This window comes from Actinoplanes xinjiangensis (assembly GCF_003148685.1).
GTDB classification, from domain to species: Bacteria; Actinomycetota; Actinomycetes; order Mycobacteriales; family Micromonosporaceae; genus Actinoplanes; species Actinoplanes xinjiangensis.
Window position 1 is genome coordinate 569,182 of the sequence record NZ_QGGR01000002.1, and the last position, 22,763, is coordinate 591,944.

General features: G+C 69.5%; 10 protein-coding genes and 1 riboswitch. Of the genes, 3 read left to right on the plus strand and 7 right to left on the minus strand.

Features of this window, described 5'->3' with window-relative positions; genetic code table 11:
• Position 1 precedes the first annotated feature (1 nt).
• Positions 2–1,672: an alkaline phosphatase family protein gene (locus tag BC793_RS06015; protein WP_109589995.1), complete on the minus strand. Its 1,671-nt coding sequence runs from the start codon at positions 1,670–1,672 to the stop codon at positions 2–4.
• 88 nt (positions 1,673–1,760) lie between these two features.
• Here BC793_RS06015 and BC793_RS06020 point away from each other — a divergent pair, with 88 nt between their 5' ends.
• From BC793_RS06020 to BC793_RS06030, 3 genes are read left to right on the plus strand one after another with little or no spacing between them, the layout of a single operon-like run.
• Positions 1,761–2,372, plus strand: a complete 612-nt coding sequence (locus BC793_RS06020) for a TetR/AcrR family transcriptional regulator (RefSeq protein ID WP_109590394.1) — start codon at positions 1,761–1,763, stop codon at positions 2,370–2,372.
• Positions 2,366–4,105: an ABC transporter ATP-binding protein gene (locus BC793_RS06025; RefSeq protein WP_109589997.1), complete on the plus strand. Its 1,740-nt coding sequence runs from the start codon at positions 2,366–2,368 to the stop codon at positions 4,103–4,105. The genes BC793_RS06020 and BC793_RS06025 overlap by 7 nt, the downstream gene beginning before the upstream one ends.
• A complete protein-coding gene (locus BC793_RS06030) occupies positions 4,102–6,063 on the plus strand; it encodes an ABC transporter ATP-binding protein (protein WP_109589999.1) in 1,962 nt (653 codons plus the stop codon). Before BC793_RS06025 ends, BC793_RS06030 begins: the two co-directional genes overlap by 4 nt.
• Before the next feature lie 59 nt (positions 6,064–6,122).
• Here BC793_RS06030 and BC793_RS06035 read toward each other — a convergent pair whose 3' ends face one another.
• The 6 genes from BC793_RS06035 to BC793_RS06060 all read right to left on the minus strand — a co-directional run bounded on the left by BC793_RS06035 (position 6,123) and on the right by BC793_RS06060 (position 22,698).
• Complete coding sequence (locus tag BC793_RS06035) at positions 6,123–9,239, minus strand: Calx-beta domain-containing protein (RefSeq protein ID WP_109590001.1); 3,117 nt, start codon at positions 9,237–9,239, stop codon at positions 6,123–6,125.
• A gap of 14 nt (positions 9,240–9,253) precedes the next feature.
• Positions 9,254–9,332: riboswitch (cyclic di-GMP riboswitch) on the minus strand.
• A gap of 243 nt (positions 9,333–9,575) precedes the next feature.
• On the minus strand, positions 9,576–19,199 hold the full coding sequence (locus BC793_RS06040) for a Calx-beta domain-containing protein (protein WP_158319202.1): 9,624 nt from the start codon (positions 19,197–19,199) through the stop codon (positions 9,576–9,578).
• A gap of 136 nt (positions 19,200–19,335) precedes the next feature.
• A complete protein-coding gene (locus BC793_RS06045) occupies positions 19,336–19,953 on the minus strand; it encodes a response regulator (RefSeq protein ID WP_109590005.1) in 618 nt (205 codons plus the stop codon).
• A complete protein-coding gene (locus BC793_RS06050) occupies positions 19,950–21,083 on the minus strand; it encodes a sensor histidine kinase (RefSeq protein ID WP_239169659.1) in 1,134 nt (377 codons plus the stop codon). The genes BC793_RS06045 and BC793_RS06050 overlap by 4 nt, the downstream gene beginning before the upstream one ends.
• Positions 21,080–21,865 carry an ABC transporter permease gene (locus BC793_RS06055; protein ID WP_109590007.1) on the minus strand — a complete coding sequence of 262 codons (786 nt, stop codon included), beginning with the start codon at positions 21,863–21,865 and terminating at the stop codon, positions 21,080–21,082. The genes BC793_RS06050 and BC793_RS06055 overlap by 4 nt, the downstream gene beginning before the upstream one ends.
• Positions 21,862–22,698: an ABC transporter ATP-binding protein gene (locus BC793_RS06060; protein ID WP_109590398.1), complete on the minus strand. Its 837-nt coding sequence runs from the start codon at positions 22,696–22,698 to the stop codon at positions 21,862–21,864. The genes BC793_RS06055 and BC793_RS06060 overlap by 4 nt, the downstream gene beginning before the upstream one ends.
• Positions 22,699–22,763 lie beyond the last annotated feature (65 nt).

The following is a 22,763-nucleotide window of genomic DNA, read 5'->3' on the forward strand; positions in this document are numbered from 1 at the left end:
GTCAGTGCGGGTCGCCCTCCGGGCCGTAGGCCGCGAGGAAACGGTCCCGGAAGGTGTCCATCCGCCAGACCGGGGCGGCCGGGTCGGGCTTGAGGCCGTCGGTCCAGCCCCATCCGGCGATCCGGTCGAGCACGGCCGGGTCCTTGGCGACGATCGTGACCGGCACGTCGTGGGTGGCCTGGTGCCCGACCACGGCGGAAGCCGGCTGGTGGTCGCCGAGGAAGACCGTCACCAGGTCGTCGCGGCCGTACTCGGCCATGTGCCCGAGCAGGCTGTCCATCGAGTAGGCGACCGAACGGGCGTACTCGGTGCGCATCCGGGTCTCGTCCTTCCACACGCTGGTGGGGCCCTCGGCGGTCGCCGCCATCGGGCCGTAGACGCTGCCGTCACCGACCGCGTCCCAGTCGATCATGCTGGGCACCGGCGCCCACGGGGTGTGGCTGGACGTCAGGGTGATCTCGGCGAGCAGCCGGCCGCGGTCGGTGGAGCCGTACTCCAGTTTCTGGAAGGCCGACATCACGTACTGGTCGGGCATCGGGGACCAGCTGAAGCCGGGGCCGTTGTAGCCCAGGGTGTGTGAGTCGTAGATGTGGTCGTACCCGTAGAAGGCTCCCTCCGGCCAGGCGAAGATGATGCCGGGCTGGACTCCGACCGTACGATGGCCGCTGCTCTTGAACGCCCTGGTGAGGGTCAGCCGGTCGGAGGAGACCAGGCTGCGGTAACGCTGCTCGTTGTCGATCCACAGCCCGGACAGGAACGTGGAGTGGGCGAGCCAGCTGCCGCCGCCGGCCGTGGACGAGGTCAGCCAGCCGCTGCGGGAGGCATAACCTTTGGCGGTCAGTTTCTCCTGATTCGCGGCGAGGCTGGTGAGGACGGCGCTGTTGAAGGCCGGGTTCTCGATGGCGTCGCGGCCGTAACTCTCGATGAACGAGATGATGACGTCCTTGTCGCGCAGAGCGGTCAGCATCTGGTCGTCCGGCCGGTCCCGGTAGGCGTCGACCTGCACCTCCGCGGCGAACCGCTTGCGGTCGGCCAGGTCGTTGGGCAGCGCGAGGGCGGTGTGCGCGGCCAGGTCGGCGGCGGTGTGCGAGGCGACCGGGATGCCGCCGATCAGCTGGGTGCCCATCAGCGTGAGGGCGATCCACGCGGCGGCGACCGTGCCGATCCCGCGCCAGGCGGCGACCCGGTGGTTCAGCGCGATGCCGCTGAGCCGCAGGACGGCCCAGGTCATCACGGCGACCAGGCCGGCCGAGGCGAGCACCAGCACGACGGCCAGGCCGATGGTGGCGGGTTCACCGATCGAGTCGACCATGAAGTTGAACGCGTCGTCGGCGAGGATCCAGTCGAGGACCGGGTCGAAGCGGCGGGCCAGCACCGCGAAGAAACCGATGTCGATCATCTTCACCACGGTGAGCAGCCCGAGCAGCACGCCGAGCCCGGCGGCGAGGGGGCGGCGGGCCCGGCCGAGACGCCCCCGTTGCGGCAGCAGAAGCAGGAGTGCTCCGGCGATCAGCGCCTCGACCGGTACCCGCAGGAGCGCGGTGAAGACCGAGTTGCCGGGCGGCAGCCGGAAGATCTGGTCCGGGACGATCAGGGCCAGGAACACCAGAACCGCGGCAAATCCCGTGGTCAGGTGCCGGATGACACGGCGGTACGACTTCGTTGGGCTCACATTCCTTTCATACGCCACGTCTCGGTTTCCGGTTCGACCGCGGTAATCCGTTTGTCTGAGTGAGTACTCGCTCATTACAGTGGCCGCCATGGAGAACCGACGCAGACGCGTCCCGGCGATGGCACCGGAGGAGCGGCGGGCCGCGCTGATCGAGGCGACCATCCCGCTGCTGCACGAGCACGGGCTGGAGGTGAGCACCCGGCAGATCGCCAGCGCGGCGGGAGTGGCCGAAGGCACGATCTTCGGCGTCTTCGAGAGCAAGAGCCAGCTGGTGATCTGCTCGGTGATCAAAGCGCTCGACCCGCAGTCCGACCTGGACGCGCTGGCCGCGATCGACCGGTCCGCTCCCCTGCGCGAGCGGGTGATCGCCGCGGCCGAGCTGGTGCACCGGCGGTTCGCCGAACGGGCCGACCTCATGCACGCGGCCCGCAAACTCATCATGGTCGGCGAGCACGACCCGGAGACCATCGCCCGGATGACCGCCAACCGGGCGAAGATCGGGGCCGCGGTCGCCGACGTCTTCGCGCCCGACGCGGCAGAGCTACGCGTGACACCGGAGCGTGCCGCCCATCTGCTGCTGATGTTCTGCGGCGCCAACACCTTCGGGCCGTACGGGGAGCCCGACTCGTTCAGCGGGGCGGACCTGGCTTCGCTGCTGCTGGACGGCATTCACATCAGAGAGACGGAACAGCCGTGCTGATCAGACTATTGAAAGTGCATCTGCGGCCGTACCGGACGGAGATCACCCTGGTGGTGATCTTCCAGTTCCTCCAGACGATCGCGACGCTCTACCTGCCCGCACTCAACGCGGACATCATCGACAACGGCGTGGTCAAGGGCGACACCGGTTACGTGATGAGAATCGGCGCCGGGATGCTCGGCATCACCGTGCTCCAGATCACCGCGCAGGCCGTGGCGGTGTATTTCGGGGCCCGGACAGCGATGGCCGTCGGCCGTGACCTGCGCGCCGCCATCTTCGACCGGGTGCAGGGCTTCTCGGCCCGCGAGGTGGGCCAGTTCGGCGCGCCGTCGCTGATCACCCGGACCACCAACGACGTCCAACAGATCCAGATGCTGGTCCTGCTCACCTTCACGCTGATGGTGTCGGCGCCGATCATGTGCGTCGGCGGCATCGTGCTGGCCATGCGGGAGGACGTTCCGCTCTCCTCGCTGCTGCTGGTCATCGTCCCGGTCCTGATCACCGTGATCGGCCTGATCATCGCGCGCATGCGGCCGCTGTTCCGGTCCATGCAGGAGCGGCTGGACCGGGTCAACCAGGTGATGCGCGAGCAGATCACCGGCATCCGGGTGATTCGCGCGTTCGTCCGCGACGACCACGAGCGGGCGCGTTACGGCGCCGCCAACAACGAGCTGACCGACGTGTCGCTGCGGGTCGGCAAGATCATGGCGCTGATGTTCCCGACCGTCATGCTGATCGTGAACATCTCCAGCGTCGCGGTGCTCTGGTTCGGCGGCCACCGGATCGACACCGACGCCATGCAGGTCGGTGAGCTGACCGCGTTCATCAGCTACCTCATGCAGATCCTCATGTCCATCATGATGGCGACCTTCATGTTCATGATGGTGCCGCGCGCCGAGGTCTGCGCCGAGCGGATCGAGGAGGTGCTGGGCACCGCGTCCAGCGTGGTGGCGCCCACGGCGCCGGTCACCACGCTGTCGCGGCACGGCGAGCTCGAGCTCCGCGACGTCGGTTTCCACTATCCGGGGGCTGAGGCAGGCGTGCTCTCGGGGGTACGCCTGACCGCGCACCCCAACGAGGTGACGGCGATCATCGGCAGCACCGGCAGCGGCAAGACCACCCTGCTCAACCTGGTCCCCCGGCTCTTCGACGCCACCGAGGGCCAGGTCCTGGTCGACGGGGTGGACGTCCGGGAGATCGAGCCGGCCCTGCTGTCCCGGCTGATCGGCCTGGTCCCGCAGCGGCCCTACCTGTTCACCGGCACGATCGCGTCCAACCTGCGCTACGGCAACCCGGACGCCACCGACGAGCAGCTCTGGGAGGCGCTGGAGATCGCCCAGGCCCGTTCGTTCGTCGAGTCGATGGAGGGACGGCTGGACGCGCCGATCGCCCAGGGCGGCACCAACGTGTCCGGCGGTCAGCGGCAGCGCCTGGCGATCGCGCGCACGCTGGTGCACCGGCCGGAGATCTACCTCTTCGACGACTCGTTCTCGGCACTCGACTACGCCACCGACGCGGCGCTGCGGGCGGCCCTGACCGAGCACATCGCGGACGCCACGGTGGTGATCGTGGCGCAGCGGGTCAGCACGATCCGCGACGCGGACCGGATCATCGTGCTCGACGACGGCAGGGTGGTCGGCACCGGCACTCACGAGGAACTGATGGAGACCAGCCCGACCTACCGCGAGATCGTCCTGTCCCAGCTGACCGTGGAAGAGGCGGCGACCCGATGACTGCTCCTCAACGTCGCGGCCCGGTTCCGGGTGGACCGCCCGCCGCCCGCATGATGATGGCCGGTGGGCCGCCGGAGAAACTCCAGGACTTCAAGGGTTCCACCAGACGGCTGCTGGCCATGCTGAAACCACAGCGCCTGCTCGTCGCCGGCGCCCTGGTCTTCGGCGCGCTCGGGGTCTTCCTGTCGGTGCTCGGGCCGTACCTTCTCGGTCACGCCACCGACGTGATCTTCGAGGGCGTGATCGGCCGGATGCCCGGCTACCCACCCGGCGCCACCAGGGAACAGGTGATCGAGTCCCTGCGGGCCGACGGCCAGGGCACCCAGGCCGATCTGCTCTCCGGCGTCGACTTCACGCCCGGGCAGGGCATCGACTTCGACCGGCTGGCGCAGGTCCTGGCGTGGGTGGCGCTCATCTACGTCTTCGCCTGGGTCTTCGGCGTCTTCCAGGGCCGGCTCACCACCCGTGCCGTGCAGTCCGCCGTCTACGACCTGCGACAGCAGGTGGAGGAGAAGCTGGGCCGGCTGCCGCTGTCCTACTTCGACCAGCAGGCCCGCGGCGAGGTGCTGAGCCGCGCCACCAACGACACCGACAACATCGCACAGACCCTGCAGCAGACGTTCGCCCAGCTGGTGACGGCTCTGCTGATGATCGTCGGCGTCCTCGGGATGATGTTCTGGATCTCCCCGCTGCTGGCGCTGATCGCCCTGGTCACCGTCCCGCTGTCGATCTGGCTGACCACCGTGATCGGCAAGCGGTCACAGCCGCAGTTCGTCGCCCAGTGGAAGACCACCGGGCAGCTCAACGGCCACATCGAGGAGATGTTCACCGGGCACACCCTGGTCAAGGTCTTCGGCCGGCAGGACGAGGCGGCGGCGACGTTCCGGGAGCACAACGAGAAGCTGTACGCGTCGAGCTTCCGCGCCCAGTTCGTCTCCGGTCTGATCCAGCCCGCCATGATGTTCATCGGCAACGTGAACTACGTGCTCGTGGCGGTGGTCGGCGGCCTGCGGGTGGCGTCCGGCACGCTGAGCCTCGGTGAGGTGCAGGCGTTCATCCAGTACTCGCGCCAGTTCAGCCAGCCGCTCACCCAGGTGGCCAGCATGGCGAACCTGGTGCAGTCCGGCGTCGCCTCCGCCGAGCGGGTCTTCGCCCTGCTCGACGCGCCCGAGCAGTCGCCGGACCCGGCCCCTCTCGACCTGCCGGCGGTGCGGGGGCGGATCGCGTTCGAGAACGTCTCCTTCCGCTACCTGCCGGACAAGCCGCTCATCGAGAACCTCGACCTGACCGTCGAGCCGGGACAGACCGTCGCCATCGTCGGCCCCACCGGCGCCGGCAAGACCACGCTCGTCAACCTGCTGATGCGGTTCTACGACGTGACCGGCGGGCGGATCACCATGGACGGCGTCGACATCGCGACCATGCCGCGCGAGCAGCTGCGCGAGCAGATCGGCATGGTGCTCCAGGACACCTGGCTGTTCGGCGGCACCATCGCCGACAACATCGGGTACGGCGCCTCCTCGCCCTCGCCGGAACTCATCCGGCAGGCGTCCGAGGCGGCCCACGTCGACGGGTTCGTACGGATGCTCCCGGACGGCTTCGACACGACGATCGACGAGGAGGGGTCGAACGTCAGCGCCGGGCAGAAGCAGCTGGTCACGATCGCCCGGGCGTTCCTCGCCGAGCCGAGCATCCTGATCCTGGACGAGGCGACCAGCTCGGTCGACACCCGTACCGAGGTGCTGATCCAGCGGGCCATGGCGACGCTGCGCAGCGGACGGACCAGCTTCGTCATCGCGCACCGGCTCTCCACGATCCGCGACGCCGACGTGATCCTGGTGATGGAGGACGGGTCGATCGTGGAGCAGGGCACCCACGATTCGCTGATCGCGAAGGGTGGGGCGTACGCCCGGCTCTATTCCGCGCAGTTCGCCCAGGCCGTCGCCGAGGTCGACTGACACCGCGCACACGGGAACGGGGGCGGCCGTCCGGCCGCCCCCGTCTCGTCTGCTACCGCCTACTTGATGGTGATCTTCTTCTGAGCGGACCAGCCGCTGTTGATGCCCATCGAGTTGTTACCGCCGACCTGGACCCGCAGCGTCAGCTTGGTCTTCGACTTGAAGGTGTAGGACTTCTTGAACGCTCCGGCCGAGCTGGTGGTGCCCTTGCCGACGTTCACCCACTTGCCGCCGGTGTAGCGCTGCACCGTGACGGCCTGGCCGGCCGCCTTCGGGTTGCCCGCCACCGAGACGTTCAGCTTGCCCCTGGTGGAACTCGCCGAGAACGACGGGTTCTGGGTCACCCGGACCGTCACCGGCGCCGAGACCATGTCGGTCGCCTGGACGGCGAAGACCCAACCCTGGCTCAGCGACCGCGCCGGGAACCGGAACGAGCCGTCGTCGCCGGACTTGACCTCGGCCAGCCACTTGCCCTTGGCCGGGTCGGTCTCCGGCAGCATCGCGCCCCACAGCTCCACCGTGGCGTTCGGCGCGGCCTTACCGCTGATGGTCGCGCCGCCCACGCCCTTGGCCGGGCCGGTGACGCTGAGCGACGGCTTGACCGGGTCGGTCTTGTCGTCGGACTTGATGATCACCTGACCGGTGCTCTTGACCACCGAGGCGCCGACCGGCGAGAGCGGGCTGCCGAAGCGGACCTCGAAGGTCTCGTTGTCCTCGGCCCACTTGTCGTTGATGATCTTGACGTTGATCTTCGGGCTGTCGCCGGGCTTGATCTCCAGGACACCCTCGGCCGCGACGTAGTCCTCGCCCGCCGTGGCCGACCCGTCCACCGTGCGGTACGGGATCTTGATCGTCTGGGTGGTCGAGGTCGCCTCGCCGTTCGGGCTCAGGTCGACGCCGACGTCCACCGACTGCTCCCACTCACCGATCGACTCGTCCTGGAGGGACGCGGTCGGCGGCAGGTCGGAGGGGTCGTCGGTGATCCGGTAGGTACCGGCCGACTTGGCGAAGCCGACCAGGGTGGTGCCCTTCTCGGTCGCCGTCACCGTGAACGTCTCGGTGGGCTCGTCGATGTCGTCCGGCAGCAGGTAGATCGATGCCAGGTTGGTGCTCAGACGGCCGTCGACGGTGACGGTGCCGGACTTGCCGCGCGGAACCGTGAAGTCGGCGATCGCCGGGGTGGTCTCGTAGTCGACGCCCGGTGTGGCCGGGACCGCCTCGATCGTGCCGGCCGCGTCCGCGGTCGCCGATCCACTGGCCGCGGTCGCGAACGAGATCGTGTACGCGTCCTGGGCGATACCGGTGATCGTGCCACCGATCCGGACCAGGCCGCCCTCCGGCGCGGCGACCTCACTGAAGGCGAAGGTCGGTGCCGCGTCGTCGTTGGCGATGGTCACCAGCGAGGTGTGCGTGGTGCCCGGTGCCGCGCTGGCACTCACCCGGACCGCGTCCGCCGTACCGATGCCGATGGCGACGGTCAGGGTTTCGTTCTTCTCGAAGACCGTGTCGCCGTTGACGACGATCTCGACGTAGCCCACAGTGTCGCCGGCCTTGATCGTGACCGTGCCCGTGGCGGGCGGGTCGTAGTCGTTACGGCCGGCGTTGTCACCTTCGTTGACACCATCCGGGTCGGCCGAGATCGCCTCGATCGTGGCGGCGAGGGTGGTGTCGATGTCCAGCGGTGCGCTGAGGGTGACCGGCACCTTCGCGACGACGGTGCCGCTATTGCCCTCCTGCACCTCGACGTTGCCGGCCGCGAAGGTGACGGGACCGGTGTCGTCGTCGGAGATGAAGAACTGGGTCTGGCCGGAGGTGCCCAGGTTGGCGGCGTTGACCGACCCGTTCGGGCTGGTCAGCACGATCCCGAAGGTTTCGCCGATCCATTGGTCGTTGTCGCCCGGCTCGAAGATCGTGTCACCGAGGAACGTCACCGGGATGGTGGCGGTCGTCTGTCCCGGTGCGATGGTCAGCGAGCCACCGGCACCCTTGTAGTCCTTGCCGTTGGTCGCCGGGTAGGTGCCGGCGTTGACGAACTCGTAGTTGAGCCGCACCGGAATCGTCGACGTGCCATCCAGCTTCACGTTGATGGTCTTCACCGACTCGCCGGTGTTGCCCTCCGGAGCGAAGGTCGTCACCGCCGTGGTCTCGTAGGTCGGCAGCGCGTCCAGCGAAAGCTTCACACTCGGGGCGGTCTCGTCGTCGACGATGTTGCCGGTGCCGGTGACGGGCGTGCCGAGCGTCGCGTTCGTCGGGGTGGCGATCGTGGCGGTGAGCTTCTCCGGGCTCGCCTCGACCACTTCGTCGGGCTTGACGTCCACCACGGCGACAGCCGAGACCGCGTACCTGGGAATGGTGATGACCGACTTGTTCAGGGTGAGGTAGTCGACGCCCGTGGTCGCGGTGAGACCGCCGGTGGCGCCGTAGGTGTCACCGGCGGTCGCCCCGTTCGCGGTGCTCAGTTCGACCGTGACGGCCTTCTCCGACCGGCCGCTGAGGGTCAGCGGGAAGACCAGGTCGTTACCGTCGTCGTCCGCTTCCTCATCACCCTCGGTCGCGTCGCCGGCGTCACCGATCGACACGGTCGGCGTGGCATCGTCGTCGGCGATGTAGACCCTGGTCGACCTGGCCGCCGTGGTCAGCGGCACGAGTTCCGGCAATACCGTGTCCACCTTGACCACGAAGTTCTGGGTGGCGTCCTCGTCGAGCTTGTCGTCGTACAGCTCGATCTCCAGGGAACCGCTCTGCTCGCCCGCGGGGATGACGACGTCAGCCCCGTCCGCCGGCGGCCAGGTGAAGTCCCGGTTGGTGTTGGTGTTCGCGGCGCCGAGTGCGGTGCCGCCCGCTCCTTCGGTGGCGTCGATGGCCAGCGTGACGGTCGTCTCCTCCTCGGCGGGCGCCGAGAGATTGACGTAGACCGTCGCCGTCTTCTGGGTCACCACGGTGTTGTTGCTGACGATCGTGGTGGTGGCCGTCTCGACGATCGGTGCCGACGAGGTGGTGATCGAGTACTTCGGCGGGTCGACGAGGGCGTGCGCGGGCGACGCGACAAAGACGACGGGCGCGAGGCCGATGGCGCCGGCGACGGCGGCCGACAAGACCGTTCGCACCGAACTCTGGCCGCGCAGGGCGAAGGGCACGGAACCGCCCGACCCCGTACGGCGGGTGTGATAGTGCATGTCTTTCTGTCTCCTTCGGCGGCTGGGCAACCTCCAGCGGGGAGGCCCCTGGCTTTGCGTCCCCGCCTCGCGACGGGTTTGCCTGTTCGGGTACCGCACCGGAACGGGGCGGTGGGGGCGGTGGTGAAACCGGCCCTCAGCAGCGCAGACACCGGATTGCAAGATCCAGCGTGAGGCCGAGCCATCCGTAATCTAACCGGCGTATCGCACCGTTATCGGCGGAACGCGTTTTTCGGTATAAAAACCTTCACATGCCCTCCAAACGGCCGGAGAGATGCCGTACCAACAGTGGAGGGCGGTCCGGCCGGACCGCCCTCCACTGTCGACTTCAGTCGATCACCTGACCCTGACCTGTTTCGCCGGCGAGGTGCCGGCCAGGATGCCGAGCGACGGCGTGGCCGCGATCACCGCACGGAACGACTGGTTACCGGAACGCACGCCCCGTTCGGTGGTGGTGAACTTGCCGCTCCGGTTCAGTTCACCGGTCGCCACCGTCTGCCACTTGCGGGCCACCAGCTGCTGCACGCGCACGTCCTGCCCACCACGGGCCGGGTCGCCGGTCACCGTCACGGTCACCGCGCCACGGGCGTTCGAGGCGAGAGCGATCGTGGGTTCCTGGCGGACCTGCACGGTACGGACCGGCGAGGTCATGTTGTCGGCCTTGACCATCAGGCGGTAGCCACCGGTGAAGTTCGGACTGAACGAGAACTTGCCGTCCTTGTCGGCCGTCGCCGTGAGGACCACCTTGAACTCGCCGCCGGACGTGCCCGGCGCGCTGAGCAGCTGCACGGCGGAGCCGGGACTGGCCGTACCCGCGACCGTCACCCGCCCACTGCCGGTGACCGTTCCCGGCGCCGAGAGCGTCGGCGCCTTCGCCTTGTCATCGTCGTCGATGGTGACGATGCCCTTCGGCCTGGCGATCGTCACGTCCGACGGCGTCGCCCCGCTCAGGTAGACGCTGAAGGTCTGGTCGGTCTCCTTCTGACCGTCGGAGAGCATCGGGACCGAGACGGTGGCGGCGCCGGCGGGCGGGTTCAGGGTCACCGTGCCGGACGACATGGTGAAGTCCTCACCGGCCTTCGCGGAGCCGGCGATCGTCCGCCACGGCACGGTGACCGTCCGCTCGGTGCCGGTGGTGTCCCCACTGAACTCCAGCGACACCTCCAGGGCGACCGAGGCGGCGCTCTCCGGGGTGTCCGCGTCGGTGATCGACACGGTCGGCGCGACGTCGTCCGGGTCGTCATCGACCCGGACGACCACGGTGTTCAGGCCGCGGGTCGCCGTGCCGCCCTGGGCGAGGTTCACCGACAGTGTCTCGGTGTGCTCGTCCATGGTGTCGTCGGAGAACTGGATCGTGCCGAGTTCTACGGTGGAACCGCTCGGGCTCCCGCCGGCCACCACGGCATCGTCGCCGGCGAAGTCGAACTCGTTCTCCTCGATCGGGTCGCCCCCGCCACCGCCCGGCGTGACGGTCGGCGCCGCGATGGTGAACTCCCGCTGGGCCACGCCGGTGACCACCGCGGAGATGGTGATGTTCTCCCCCTCGGTGACGGTGTCCGCCGCGACGGTGACCGTCGGCCTGGCGTCGTCGTCGGTGATCGTGAGGATCGCCTGCCGGCTGCCGGTGGCGTCCGTCTCGCCGGCCGCCGGGGCGACCGTGAGCTGCGCCTTCTCCTCACCTTCGTAGACCTGGTCCGGGCGCAGCGGCACGGTGACCGTGCCGGTCCGGGCGCCCTTCGCGATGACCAGTGACGTCGCCGGGGCGTCGTAGTCGTCACCGCCGGGCCCGGCGGTCGCGTCGGCGGCCGTGCCGTCGGTCATCCCCACGGCGAGATCGACGTCGCCGGGGGCGGCCGCACTCAGCGCCACCGTGAAGGTCGCGCTGGTGGCCGACTCGGCGACCGTCACGTCAGCGACCGAGATCGACGGCGTGGCTCCGGGCGTCCCGGTCCCCGGCGTCCCCGTGCCCGGGTTCGGCGGCGTCACCGCGTCGTCGTTGTCGGTGATGACGACCGATCCGGTGTCGGTCGTGATCGCGGCCTCGGCCGGGTTGACCGCGGTCGCCTTGACCCGGAACGTCTCGTCGACCTCGTCCTCCGCGTCGTCGGTGATCGGGACCCGGATCACGCCGCTCGTGGCGCCGGCCGCGATGACCAGCGGGTTGGCGCTGGTCGGGCTGCCGCGGTCGGATCCGGAGGTGGTGCCGGCCAGAACCTGGTAGGTGACCGAAACCGGCCGCTCGGAGGAGGTGGCCTCGTTGTCGCCGCCGAACGAGAGAGCCACCGGCACCTCGGCCGCGCCCGCCGACTCGTTCACCGACAGCGAGCCGAGCGCCACCGACGGCGGCATGTCGAGCGGGTCGTCGGTGATCCGGTAGAAGGCGGAGACGTCCGGTGTGGTCACCGTCGTGTTGTGCGCGGTCACCTTGATCGTCTCGAGGGCCTCGTCGGCCGTGTCGGCGAGCAGCGGAATCGACCCGAAGTCGAGCGGCGCGTTCGCCGCCGTGCCCGCCGGGACGGTGCCCGTGGTCAGGGTGTTCGTCCAGTCGGCGGGTTCCGCGGCGTTGTTTCCGGCGGTGGCGTCACCGGCACCGGTGACCGTGTACTCCAGGTCCCGCTCGGCGACGCCGGACGGCCGGGCCACCACCGCCACCGGGGCACCCTCGGCACCCTCGACCGCGGTCAGCGCGATCGCCGGCACCGCGTCGCCGTCGGTGATCGTCAGCGTTCCCTCGGCGGGGCCGCCGATCGCCTCCGTCTCGTTCGCGCCGAGCGTCACCCGTACCGTCGCGGATTCCTGGCCCTCGTAAGCCGGGTCGTCGGCGACCGGGACGTCGACCGTCGCGGTGGACTGACCCTTGAGGATCGTCACCGGGTTCGCCGGGGCGGTGTAGTCGTCCTTGCCCGGGCCGGTGCCGCCGTCGGTGGTGGTGCCGTCGACGACCGCCACGTCGAGGGTGACGTCGTCGGCGGCCGGCGAACCCAGGGTCACGGTGTACGAGCCGGTCTGGCCCTCGACGACCGTGCGGCTCGGCGTGATGGTGAACGTCGGCTTGGCGTCGGTGTCGGTGACCTCGACGACCGTGTCCGCGGTGGTGACGGTGCTGTCCCCGGTCGGGTTGTCGAGACGGACCGTGAACTGCTCGGTCAGCTCGTAGGCGTCGTCGCCGATGAGCGGGACGGTGATGACCCTGGGTGTGTCCCACGGGCTGAACGTCAGGGTGTCGTCCAGCGCCGAGTAGTCGGTGACCGCCTTCGCCGTACCCTCCACGGTGGCGAAGTCGACCGAGATGGTCTTCTCCGTCGAGGTCGCGACGTTGCCGGGGATGCCGGTGAAGTCCAGCGCGACGGGCACGAGCGCGGTGCCCGCGTTCTCGTTCACCGCCGCCGGGGTGGTGGCGACGATGTTCGGCGACTTGTTGTCCGCGGCGTCGGCGATCGCGTAGGTCGACGACACCGTGTTCGTCGGGTCGGCCGTGGGGGCCGCCGTGACCTCGATCGTCTCGGTGTTCTCGTCGATCAGGTCGGAGGCGACCGGAATCGACCGGAACGTGATCGGGTCGCCCGCCGGAGTACCGGCGGGGATCGTCGCCGCCGCGGCACTGTCGGTGAAGTCGCCCGCTTCCGCCGGGTCGGTGCCCGCGCCCGCGAGGGTCAGCGAGTAGGTCACGTCCCGCTCGGTGACGCCGTCCGGGGTGGCGATCACATCGATCGTGCCGCCCTCGGCCCCGTCGGTGACGGTGTTCAGGGTGATCGCCGGGATCTGGTTCGCGTCGGCGATGGTCAGCGTGGCGTGTTCGCCGCCGTCGGTCTCCGTGCCGGGCTTGACGTGGGTGAGGTCGGCCGGGATGGCGATCAGGGTGGCGGTCTCGGCGCCCTCGTAGACGGCATCGGTGTTCAGCGGGATGTCGACGGTGGCGGTCGTGGCGTTCTTCAGCACCGTGACCGTCGGGGCCGCCAGGTCGTAGTCGTCGTCACCGGTGCTCGCGGTGTCCGGTTCGGTCGCCGTGTCGTCGTCGTGAGTGACGTCGAAGGTGATGTCCGCGACCGCCGGGGTGTCGAGTTCGACGGTGAGCTGAGCCGTCTCGCCCTCGGTCAGCGACGTCGCGGTCGCCGTGTAGCCCGGCCTGTTCGCCTCGTCGTCGTCATCGATCGTGACGACCGTCTGCGGGGTCGCGATGGTGCTGTCGCCGGTCGGCTCGGACAGGTTCACCTTGAACGTCTCGTCCGCCTCGTAGACGGTGTCGGTGTCGGCGATGGTCACCGTGGCGTTCTGGCTGAGCGGCTGGCCGGGCTCGAACGTCATCGTGTCCCAGTCGGACACGTAGTCGGCCGGGTCGACCGCGGTGCCGTCCTCGGTCGCCCACTTCACCGTGATCGTCTTCTGGGTCGAGGTCGCCGTGTTTCCGCTGAGGCCGGCCCAGCTCAGCGTCACCGGGACGTCGACCGCCGGGGTACTCTCCCCCACCGTCTGCGGGCCACCGGCGACCAGCCGCGGCGTCATGTCGAACTCGTCGTCGGCGATGTCGTAGGTCTGCTCGGCGAGACCCACCGCCGGATGCGTGTCATTGGTCGCGGTGACCAGGACCGTCTCGGTGTGTTCGTCGGCGTCGTCGCCCACCAGCTGGACCTGGAGGAGGTCGACTGCCGTACCGGCCGCCGTCCCGCCCGGAATGGTGACCGGCGCGGGGGTGGCGGTGAAGTCGTCGGTCGCCGTTGCCGGAACGGTCCCGGCGCCGTCGATCGTGACCGTGTACACCATGTCCCGCTCGGCCACGCCGTCCGGCTTCGCGACCACCGTGAGGGTGTCGCCCTCGACCGCGTCGAGCACGGGTTCGAAGGTGATGGCCGGAATCTGGTCGGCGTCGGCGAGCGTCAGGGCGGCGTGTTCGCCGCCGTCGAGTTCGGTGCCGGCCTTCACGTCCGTCTCGCCGACGGCCGGCGTCACGACGACGGTCGCGGTCTCCTCACCCTCGTAGAGGGCGTCGTCCTCGATGTTGATCGTGAACGTCTCCGAGACACCGCCCTGCGGCACCGTCACCGTGGTGCTCGGCAGGTCGTAGTCATCGGCGACGGCGCTCGGCGACACACCACCGGCCGCGACGCTCACATCGAAGGTGACCGGCGAAACCGCCTCGGCCTCCATCGTCACCGTGAACTCGGCCGATCCGCCCTCGCCGACCGGATTCACCGGGCCCGAGACCGTGTACCCGGGCATGTTGCCGGTGTCGTCGTCGGTGATCTCCACCAACGTCTCCGGATCGGCGATCAGGCTGTCGCCGTCCGCGTCACCCACCACATTGCTCAGATTCACCTTGAACTGCTCGGTGGCCTCGAAGAACGCGTCGTCCGCCAACGCCACGACGATGTCCTGCGGCGTCGGATCCGCCGTGAAGGTCAACGTGCCGGCCGTGGTGGCATAGTCGCCGGGCTGCTTCGCCGTGTCGTCCGCGGTCGTGTAGTCGACGGTGAACGTCTTCTCGGTGGCGGTGGCGTCGTTCTCGGCCGGCAGACCACCCCAGCTCAGACCCACCGAGACGGTGCCGTCACCGGCGCCCTCCGCGAAGGTCCCGGCGCCGGTGGTGACGATCTGCGGCGTCATGTCCTCCGGATCGTCGATGATCCGGTAGTACGCGGTGAGGTCCGGTTCGGTCGGCACCGTGTCGTTCGCGAACGTCAGCACGACCCGCTCGGCGTACTCGTCGACGGTGTCGGCGACCGGCACGATCATCCCGACCGGCAGCAGGCCGGGCTCCGTTCCGGCGGGAATCTGGAACGCCGAGATCGCCGTGCTGACATCGTCGGCACCGTTGACGCCGTCGGCCGCGTCCGAGTTCAGCGAGCTGCCGTCGATGCCGACCGTGAAGTCCATGTCGTCCTCGACGGCACGGTCGGTCGTGACGGTGACGGCGATGCCGGGCTCGGTCTCGTCCGCCACCATCGACTCGTTGAACGTCAGTACCGGCACCGGGTCGTTCTCGTCGATCGTCACCCAGGCACTGTCCGCACCCGGCAGCACGTTGGTGTCGGCACCGGGATCGACCGTCACCGAGAAGCGTTCGTCGCCCTCGTAGACCTCGTCCGCGGTGACCGGGATCTCGATCGTCCCGACGGCGGAGTCCTTCGGAATGGTCACCGTCGCGAGCGTGGGTAGGTCATAGTCGTCGCTGCCCACCCCGGCGACCGCCTCGGCCGCCGTGTCCGGGGTCAGCGTGACGTCCAGCGTCACGTCCGCGACCGCCGGCTTCGAGAGGTTCACGGTGATCTGGGCCGTGCCGCTCTCGGCGACCGTGACGTCGTCCACGGTGGCCGCCGGCCGTTCCGTCTGGTCGTCATCGGTGATCGCGACGGCCTTCTCCGGGGTCAGGACGCTGCTGTCCCCGGTCACGCCGGAGAGCGCCACCTTGAACTGCTCGTCCAGCTCGTAGCCGCTGTCCGCCGTGAGCGTGACGTCGAGCGACTCGGCGAGGTCCAGCGGCGCGAAGGTCAGGGTGCCGTTCGCTGCGGTGAAGTCGTCCGTCTCGACCGCGGTGTCGGCGACGGTGGCGTAGTCGACGGTGATCGTGCGATCCGTCGAGGTGGCGTCGTTGTTCGTCAGGCCGTCCCAGACCAGCTCGACGGGGACCGTCACCGTACCGTCGCTCTCCGCGGCCGTGAGCGGGGCGGAGGGGATCCGGACGCGTGGCGTGTAGTCGAGCGGGTCGTCGGTGATCCTGTAGAACGCCGTTACCGGAGCCGGCCCCGTCGGCGCGAGGTTCGTGACGGTGGCCTGGACCGCCTCGGTGAACTCGTCGATCTGGTCGTCCTCGATGTCGACCGTCTGGAGGGTGACCGGCGCCCCGCCGAGGGTCCCGGCCGGGATGGTCTCGGTCAGCACGCCTTCGGTGAAGTCCTCGGACTCCGCCGCGTTGTCGCCGCCGGACGCGTCACCGGCCAGGGCGACGCTGTAGGTCAGGTCGACTGCGGTGGCGATACTCGGCGTGGCCTGGATCGACGCCTGGCCGCCCTCGATGGTGGTCGACGTGTTGAGGGTGATCGTCGGTACCGCGTCGCCGTCGGTGATCGTCAGCGTGCGGTCGATCGGGATGCCGTCGACGTTCGTCGCGCCCGCGTCACGAGCCACGTTGACCGTGACGGTCTCGTCGCCTTCGTAGACGTCGTCGGCGTTGACCGGGAAGGTGATCGACGCCGTCGTCTGGTCCTTGAGAACGGTCACCGTGGTACCGGCGGGCAGGTCGTAGTCGTCGCCGCCCACGCCGCCGGCCGCCTCGGTGGCGGAGCCGTCGGCCACGGTCACGTCGAATTCCGTGTCGGCTGACGCCGGCTCGGACAGTGTCACGACGAAGGTCGCCGTACCGGTCTCGGCCATCGCGTGGTCCGCGGTCACGTCGAAGGTCGGCTTGGGGTCGGGCTCGTCCTCGATGGTCACCGTCGTGGTGCCGCTGACCACGGTGGAGGTACTGGTCAGCGCGACGGTGAAGGCCTCGTCGACCTCGAAGGCGGTGTCGTTGACGACCGGGACGGTGATGTCCTGCGCGACGGTGGCGGTGGTCGGGGTGGCGAAGGTCAGCGTTCCGGTCGTCGCCGTGTAGTCGGTGCCGGCGATCGCGGTGCCGTTGCCGGTCGCGTAGTCGACGGTGATCGTCTTGTCGGTGGAGGTGGCGGTCTGTCCGGCGACCCCGGGGAAGTCGATGTTCACCGGGACGTCGATGTCGACCTCCTCCTCGCCGATCGTGAGAGGGCCGGAGCCGACCACCCGCGGCGGCAGGTCGGTGCTCTCGTCGGCGATGGTGACGGTCGCGGTCTTCGCCGCCACCACGCTGGTCGGGGTCACCGTGATGTCGAAGGAGTCGCTGTCGTCGTCGACGTCGTCCGCCTTGACGTCGACGGTGCCGAGGTTCAGCGTCGTCTCGCCCGGGTCGATGCTTCCGGACGCGAGGTTGGCGGGATCGAAGTCGTCGATACCGTCCGTGCCCTCCGCGGTGCCGGCGGCCGTCGTCACGGTGTAGGGGATGGTCGCCTCGGCCGTTCCGGTGACGGTCGCGCTGATCGGGGCGGTCGGCTGGCCCTCGTCGTGGGTGACCGGGTTCAGGGTGATGACCGGGACCGCGTCGTCGTTCTGCAGCGTCAACGTGCCGTCACGCGTGCCGGACGCCGCGTCGGTCTCCCCGCCCGGCACGGTGGCGGTGATCGTGGCGGTCTCGTCGGTCTCGTGGACGCCGTCGCCGTGGACCGTGACGGGGATGTCCACGGTCGTGTCGCCGGCCGTGATGGTCACCGTCGACGGGAAGTCGTAGTCGTCCTTGCCGAAGCCGGCCCCGCCCTGGCTGATGTCGGTGGTGTCGGCCGCCGTGATGTCGAGGGTGATGTCCTGGTTGCTCGCGTTGCTGATGCCGGCCACGAACGTCGCCGTGTTGTCGCCGTCGTCCTCCGGCCGCGCGATGCTCGTGGTCAGCGCCGACAGTGTCGGCAGGCTGTCGTCGTCGAGGATCGTGAAGGTGCTCGCCCCGAGGCCGCCGGTCACGCCGCCGCCCGGGTTGGTGAGCGTGACGGTGAAGGTCTCGCCGCCGTTCTCGTGGACGGTGTCGGCGTGGATCGGCACGGCGATCCGCTTGGTCGTCTCCCCCGCCGCGAACGTGAGCGTGTCCGAGACCGCGGTGAAGTCGGCCGGCGAGGCGGCGCTGTCCGCGGCCACCGCGTAGCCGATGTCGATCGGTGAGGCCGCGGCGTTGGCGAGCGTGATGTCGAAGTGCTGCGTGTGCTCGGTCTCGTCGAGGGTCTCCACGGGGGTGATCGAGACGACCGAGTCGACGATGTCACCGTCACCGGAGGCGGTGCCGAGGGTCGCGTTCCCCGGGTCACTGAGGGTGACCGTCACGGCGTCCGTCTCGGCGTCGGAGTCACTGACCGTCGGCACCTCGATGGTTCCGGTGGTCGCACCCGGCGCGACGGTGACCACCTCGTCGACCAGTTCGGTGTAGTCGGCCGGGGCCGTGGCGGAGCCGCTGGTGGTGTTGGCCTTGGCGGTGATCTCCAGGTTGGAGGGCTTGTCGAGGGTGATCGGGTAGCGGAGGGTGTCGCCTTCCCGGACCGCCGGGGCGTCGCCGATGGAGAGGACGGCCGGGGCGTCGTCGTCGGTGACCGTCACGTCGGCGGTCAGTTCCGCGGTGGTGGTGCTGGGTGTCGCGTTGGTCGCGGTGGTCCCGGTGCCGGTGGTGTCGAGCTTGAAGATCTCGCTGGTGCCTTCGTCCCGGTCGTCCGGGGCGAGGGTCACGTCGACGGTGGCGGTGGCCTGCCCGATCGTGAAGTCGAGCATCCCGTTCCGGGCCGTGTAGTCCTCGCCGGCCTTCGCGGTGCCGTCGACCGTCCGGTACGGGATCGAGACCGGCTTGTCGGAGAAGGCGGACAGGGTCGCGGTGACCGTGGCGGTCGTCGCCGACTCGGCGACCGTGACCGGGTCGACCTTGTACGTGGGCGGGTCGTCGTTGTCCATCATCGTGCCCCACGCCTCGGTGATCGTGTCACCGTTGGCGGCGAACAGGCGCATCGCGAACCGCTCGTCGTACTCGTCGTTGGGGTCGACGATGCCGGTGAAGGTGACCCGCTTGATGACGTCCCGGGTGCTCTCGGCGAACGTCAGGGTCTTGACGGCGGGTTCTTTGTAGTCGACGCCGAGCGTGGCGGCGCGGAAGTCGGCGTTCGCCGCCCCGACCGAGTCGAACGTGACGGTCGCCGAGCCCATGCCGGTGGTCGGGCCGAGCCGCTTGACCTCGAAGGTGAAGATGCCGTCCTCGGCGTCCTCGATGTCCGCCTCGACGATGATCTCGCCGGCGACCGCGTGTGCGGGGGCCGCCGGGACGAGCACCGTCAGCGGGGTGATCGCGGCGGCGACGACGAACGACACGGCGGCCCGGAAGCGCGCGGGGGCCCATAGCCGGAACGGCACCGGAGCCGTCTTCATCCGATGTGATCGTCGTACACGCATGTCGTCTCCTCCGGCTGGGCGCGCACGGGCTGAGCTGCGTACACAGGGACGCGCCGTCCGTAATCTAGCCGCCCGATTCAGGCCTTATGAGACGAATTCTGATAACGATGCGTCAGATGATCCCGTGGCGCATGGCGGTGGTTACAGCGGCGGTACGGTCCGCGACGTCCAACTTGTTGAAAACGCGCAGCAGGTGCGTCTTGACCGTCGCCTCGCTGATGAACAACTGCCTGCCGATGTCGGCGTTGGTCAGGCCCCGGGCGACCAGCCGCAGCACCTCGGTCTCCCGCGCGGACAGGGCCGGCGGGGCGGGACTGCGCATCTGGCGCACGATGGTGCTCGCCACGCTCGGCGCCAGCACCGTCTCACCACGGGCGGCGGCGCGGACGGCGTCGGCCAGTTCCCGCGGGGAGGCGTCCTTCAGCAGATATCCGGAGGCGCCGGCCTCGATCGCCCGCAGGATGTCCCGGTCCGACTCGTAGGTGGTCAGCACCATCACCCGGACACCCGGGGCGGCCGACAGGATCCGGCCGGTGGCCTCGACCCCGTCACCGCCGGGCATCCGCAGGTCCATCAGCACGATGTCGGGGGTGAGCGCGAGGGCCCGGTCGAAGCCCTCGGCGCCGGAGGAGGCCTCGCCGACCACGGTCAGATCGGGTTCGGCGTCGAGCATGCCGCGCAGCCCCATCCGTACCACGGGGTGATCGTCGACCAGCAGGATGCGGATCACGCGGGGATCTCCAGTTCGATGATCGTGCCGGTGTCCGCGTCACTGCGGACGGTCAGGGTGCCGTCGACCTGGGCGGCCCGCGTGCGCATGCCGGAGAGGCCGAACCCGCCCGCGATGGCGGTGTCGAAGCCCTTTCCGTCGTCGCGGATCACCAGCCGGACCGAGGACGGCGCATAGGCGAGCAGAACGCCGACCTCGTTGGCGAAGGCGTGCCGGCGGACATTGGTCAGCGACTCCTGGGCCGCCCGCAACAACACCACCTCCAGCCGGGTCGGCAGGGGACGAGGGTCGCCGGTGATGCGGACGGCCGCGGGCACACCCGCCTCTTCCGTGAATCGGGCGGCACTACGGCGTACCGCCTCGGGCAGTGAGGCATCGGCCAGCGCGGTCGGTGAGAGGGCCGCGATCAGGGCCCGGGATTCCGCGAGATTCTCCCGTGCGGTACGCACGGCGAGCGCCAGCCGCTCGTCACGCAGTCCCGGATCGGCCGCCTGGACCAGGGTGACGATGCTGGTGAAGCCCTGCGCCAGGGTGTCGTGGATCTCGCCGGCCAGACGGGCGCGTTCGGCGGCGACCCCGGCTTCGTGGGAGAGCCGGACCACCTCGGCGCGGCTCGCCTCCAGTTCGGTGATGAGCGTGGCCCGCTGCTCGCTCTCGCGCAGCGTCGTGAGGATCCAGAGGCCGATGCAGATACCGGCGACGGTGGAGATGGCGGCGATCACCACGTCCATGCCGACGCCGCCGGGGTCGTACCACAACTTCACCCCGACCGGGATCAGGTTGGTCACCACCACGAGGGCGATCGCGAGCCGGACCGCCACCATCTGGAAGATCACCGGGATGACCGCGAACAGCAGCCAGGTGGCGAGCGGGACGGCCCAGACCGCGACGCCGAAGAACAGCATCTGGGCGAGGAGGGTCAGCAGCGCCGTGGTGTTCTCCGCGTCCCGCGCGATCAGCCGCCGGCCCAGGAGCAGGTGCAGCGCCAGCATCGCGCCGACGGCGGCGAGCGCGACCGCTCGCCGCCCGGGCTCGAAACCGTCCACGATGGCCACCGCGGAGCCGACCGCGACCACGGTCACCGCGAAGAACAGCTCCCACAGCCAGTAGGAGGACTCCGACTCGCTCACTTGTCGCGACCGCTCCACCGGAACGTCACCAGGCACAGGACCAATCCGATCACACACCACACACCGAGCACCACGGCCACCGTGCCGAGGTTCCACGCGCCACCGATCTCGGTCACCTTCGCCTCGTCGGGCAGGAAGACGTAGCGGAAACCCTGCGCCATCCAGCGGACCGGGAAGATCGACGCGACCTTCTCCAGCCAGTCCGGGAGCTGGCTCATCGGGTGGATGAACACGCCGGAGACGAACTGGAGCGCCACCACCGGCACGTTCAGGATGGCGCCGGCGTTGCGGGCGTTCTTGACCAGGCCGCTGACCGCGATACCGAGCAGCGAGCAGGCGACCACCGACAGCACGAAGATCCAGGCGAACGTCACCCAGTGCCCGGCCGGCGGCAGCGGCATGTCGAAGACCAGCACCCCCATCAGGATGAGGAACGCCACCTCGGCCAGGCTCAGAGCGAAGACCAGAAGACCCTTGCCGATGAGGTACGCCGTAGCCGGCATCGGTGTGCCGCGGAGCCGCTTGAGCGTCCCGTCCTCACGATCCATCGCGAGCCCGGACCCCATCGTCACGAACGCCGTGTTGAGGATGCCGTAGGCGATCATGCTGGCCGTGAAGATCCGGCTGACCGCCACCCCGGAGTCGGTGGACTCGCTGCCGAAGATGGTGCCGAACAGCAGCAGGAGCAGCGCCGGGAAGAAGAAGGTGAAGACCACAGCGGTCCGGTCCCGTACGAACTGGAGCAGTTCCACGTGACCGCGGCTCAGGCTCATGGCGATCATCGGGCGGCTCCGATCAGGCTGAGGTAGGTGTCCTCGAGGGTCGGGCGGGTGATCGTCAGGGTGCTCAGGTCGGCTCCGGACGCCACCAGATGACGGATCAGGTCGCTCGGGTCGGTGACCTGCTCGACCCGGGTGACGCCGTTCTCGGTCCAGCTCACCCTGGCCTCGGCGGCGCCCCGCCCGCCCAGCGTGGCCGGCGTGCCCTCGGCGACGATCCGGCCGGCCGACACGACGGCGAGCCGGTCCGCGAGCGCCTCCGCCTCGTCCAGGTAGTGGGTGGTCAGCAGGATCGTGGTGCCGTCACCGGCGAGCGTGCGGATCAGGTCCCAGAACCGGCGGCGTGCCTCCGGGTCGAACCCGGTGGTCGGCTCGTCCAGGAAGAGCAGCTCGGGACGGCCGACGATGCCGAGGGCCACGTCGACGCGGCGCCGCTGGCCGCCGGAGAGGGTACGAATCTTGCTGTTCCGTTTGGCGGTCAGGCCGACCAGTTCGATCGCCTCGTCGGCGGGGCGAGGGTCCGGATAGAACCCGCCGATGTGCCGGACCATCTCGTGCACGGTCAGGTCGGCCGCGTCGTCGGCGTCCTGGAGCACGATGCCGATCCGGGCCCGCCACGCGGAGCCGGCCGTCCCCGGGTCCTCACCGAGCACCCGGACGTCACCGGCGGTCCGGCGGCGATGCCCTTCGAGGATCTCCACGGTGGTGGTCTTGCCGGCGCCGTTCGGGCCGAGGAGGGAGAAGATCTCGCCACGGGCGACGACGAGATCGATTCCCGCGACCGCGTCCTGCCCGCCGTATGTCTTACGAAGTCCGGTTACCTCGATGGCTTCCATGGATCTGATCGTGCTCTGTTGCGCGGCCCGGCGGAACGACCACGCGGCGGTCACCGGCTGTCCAC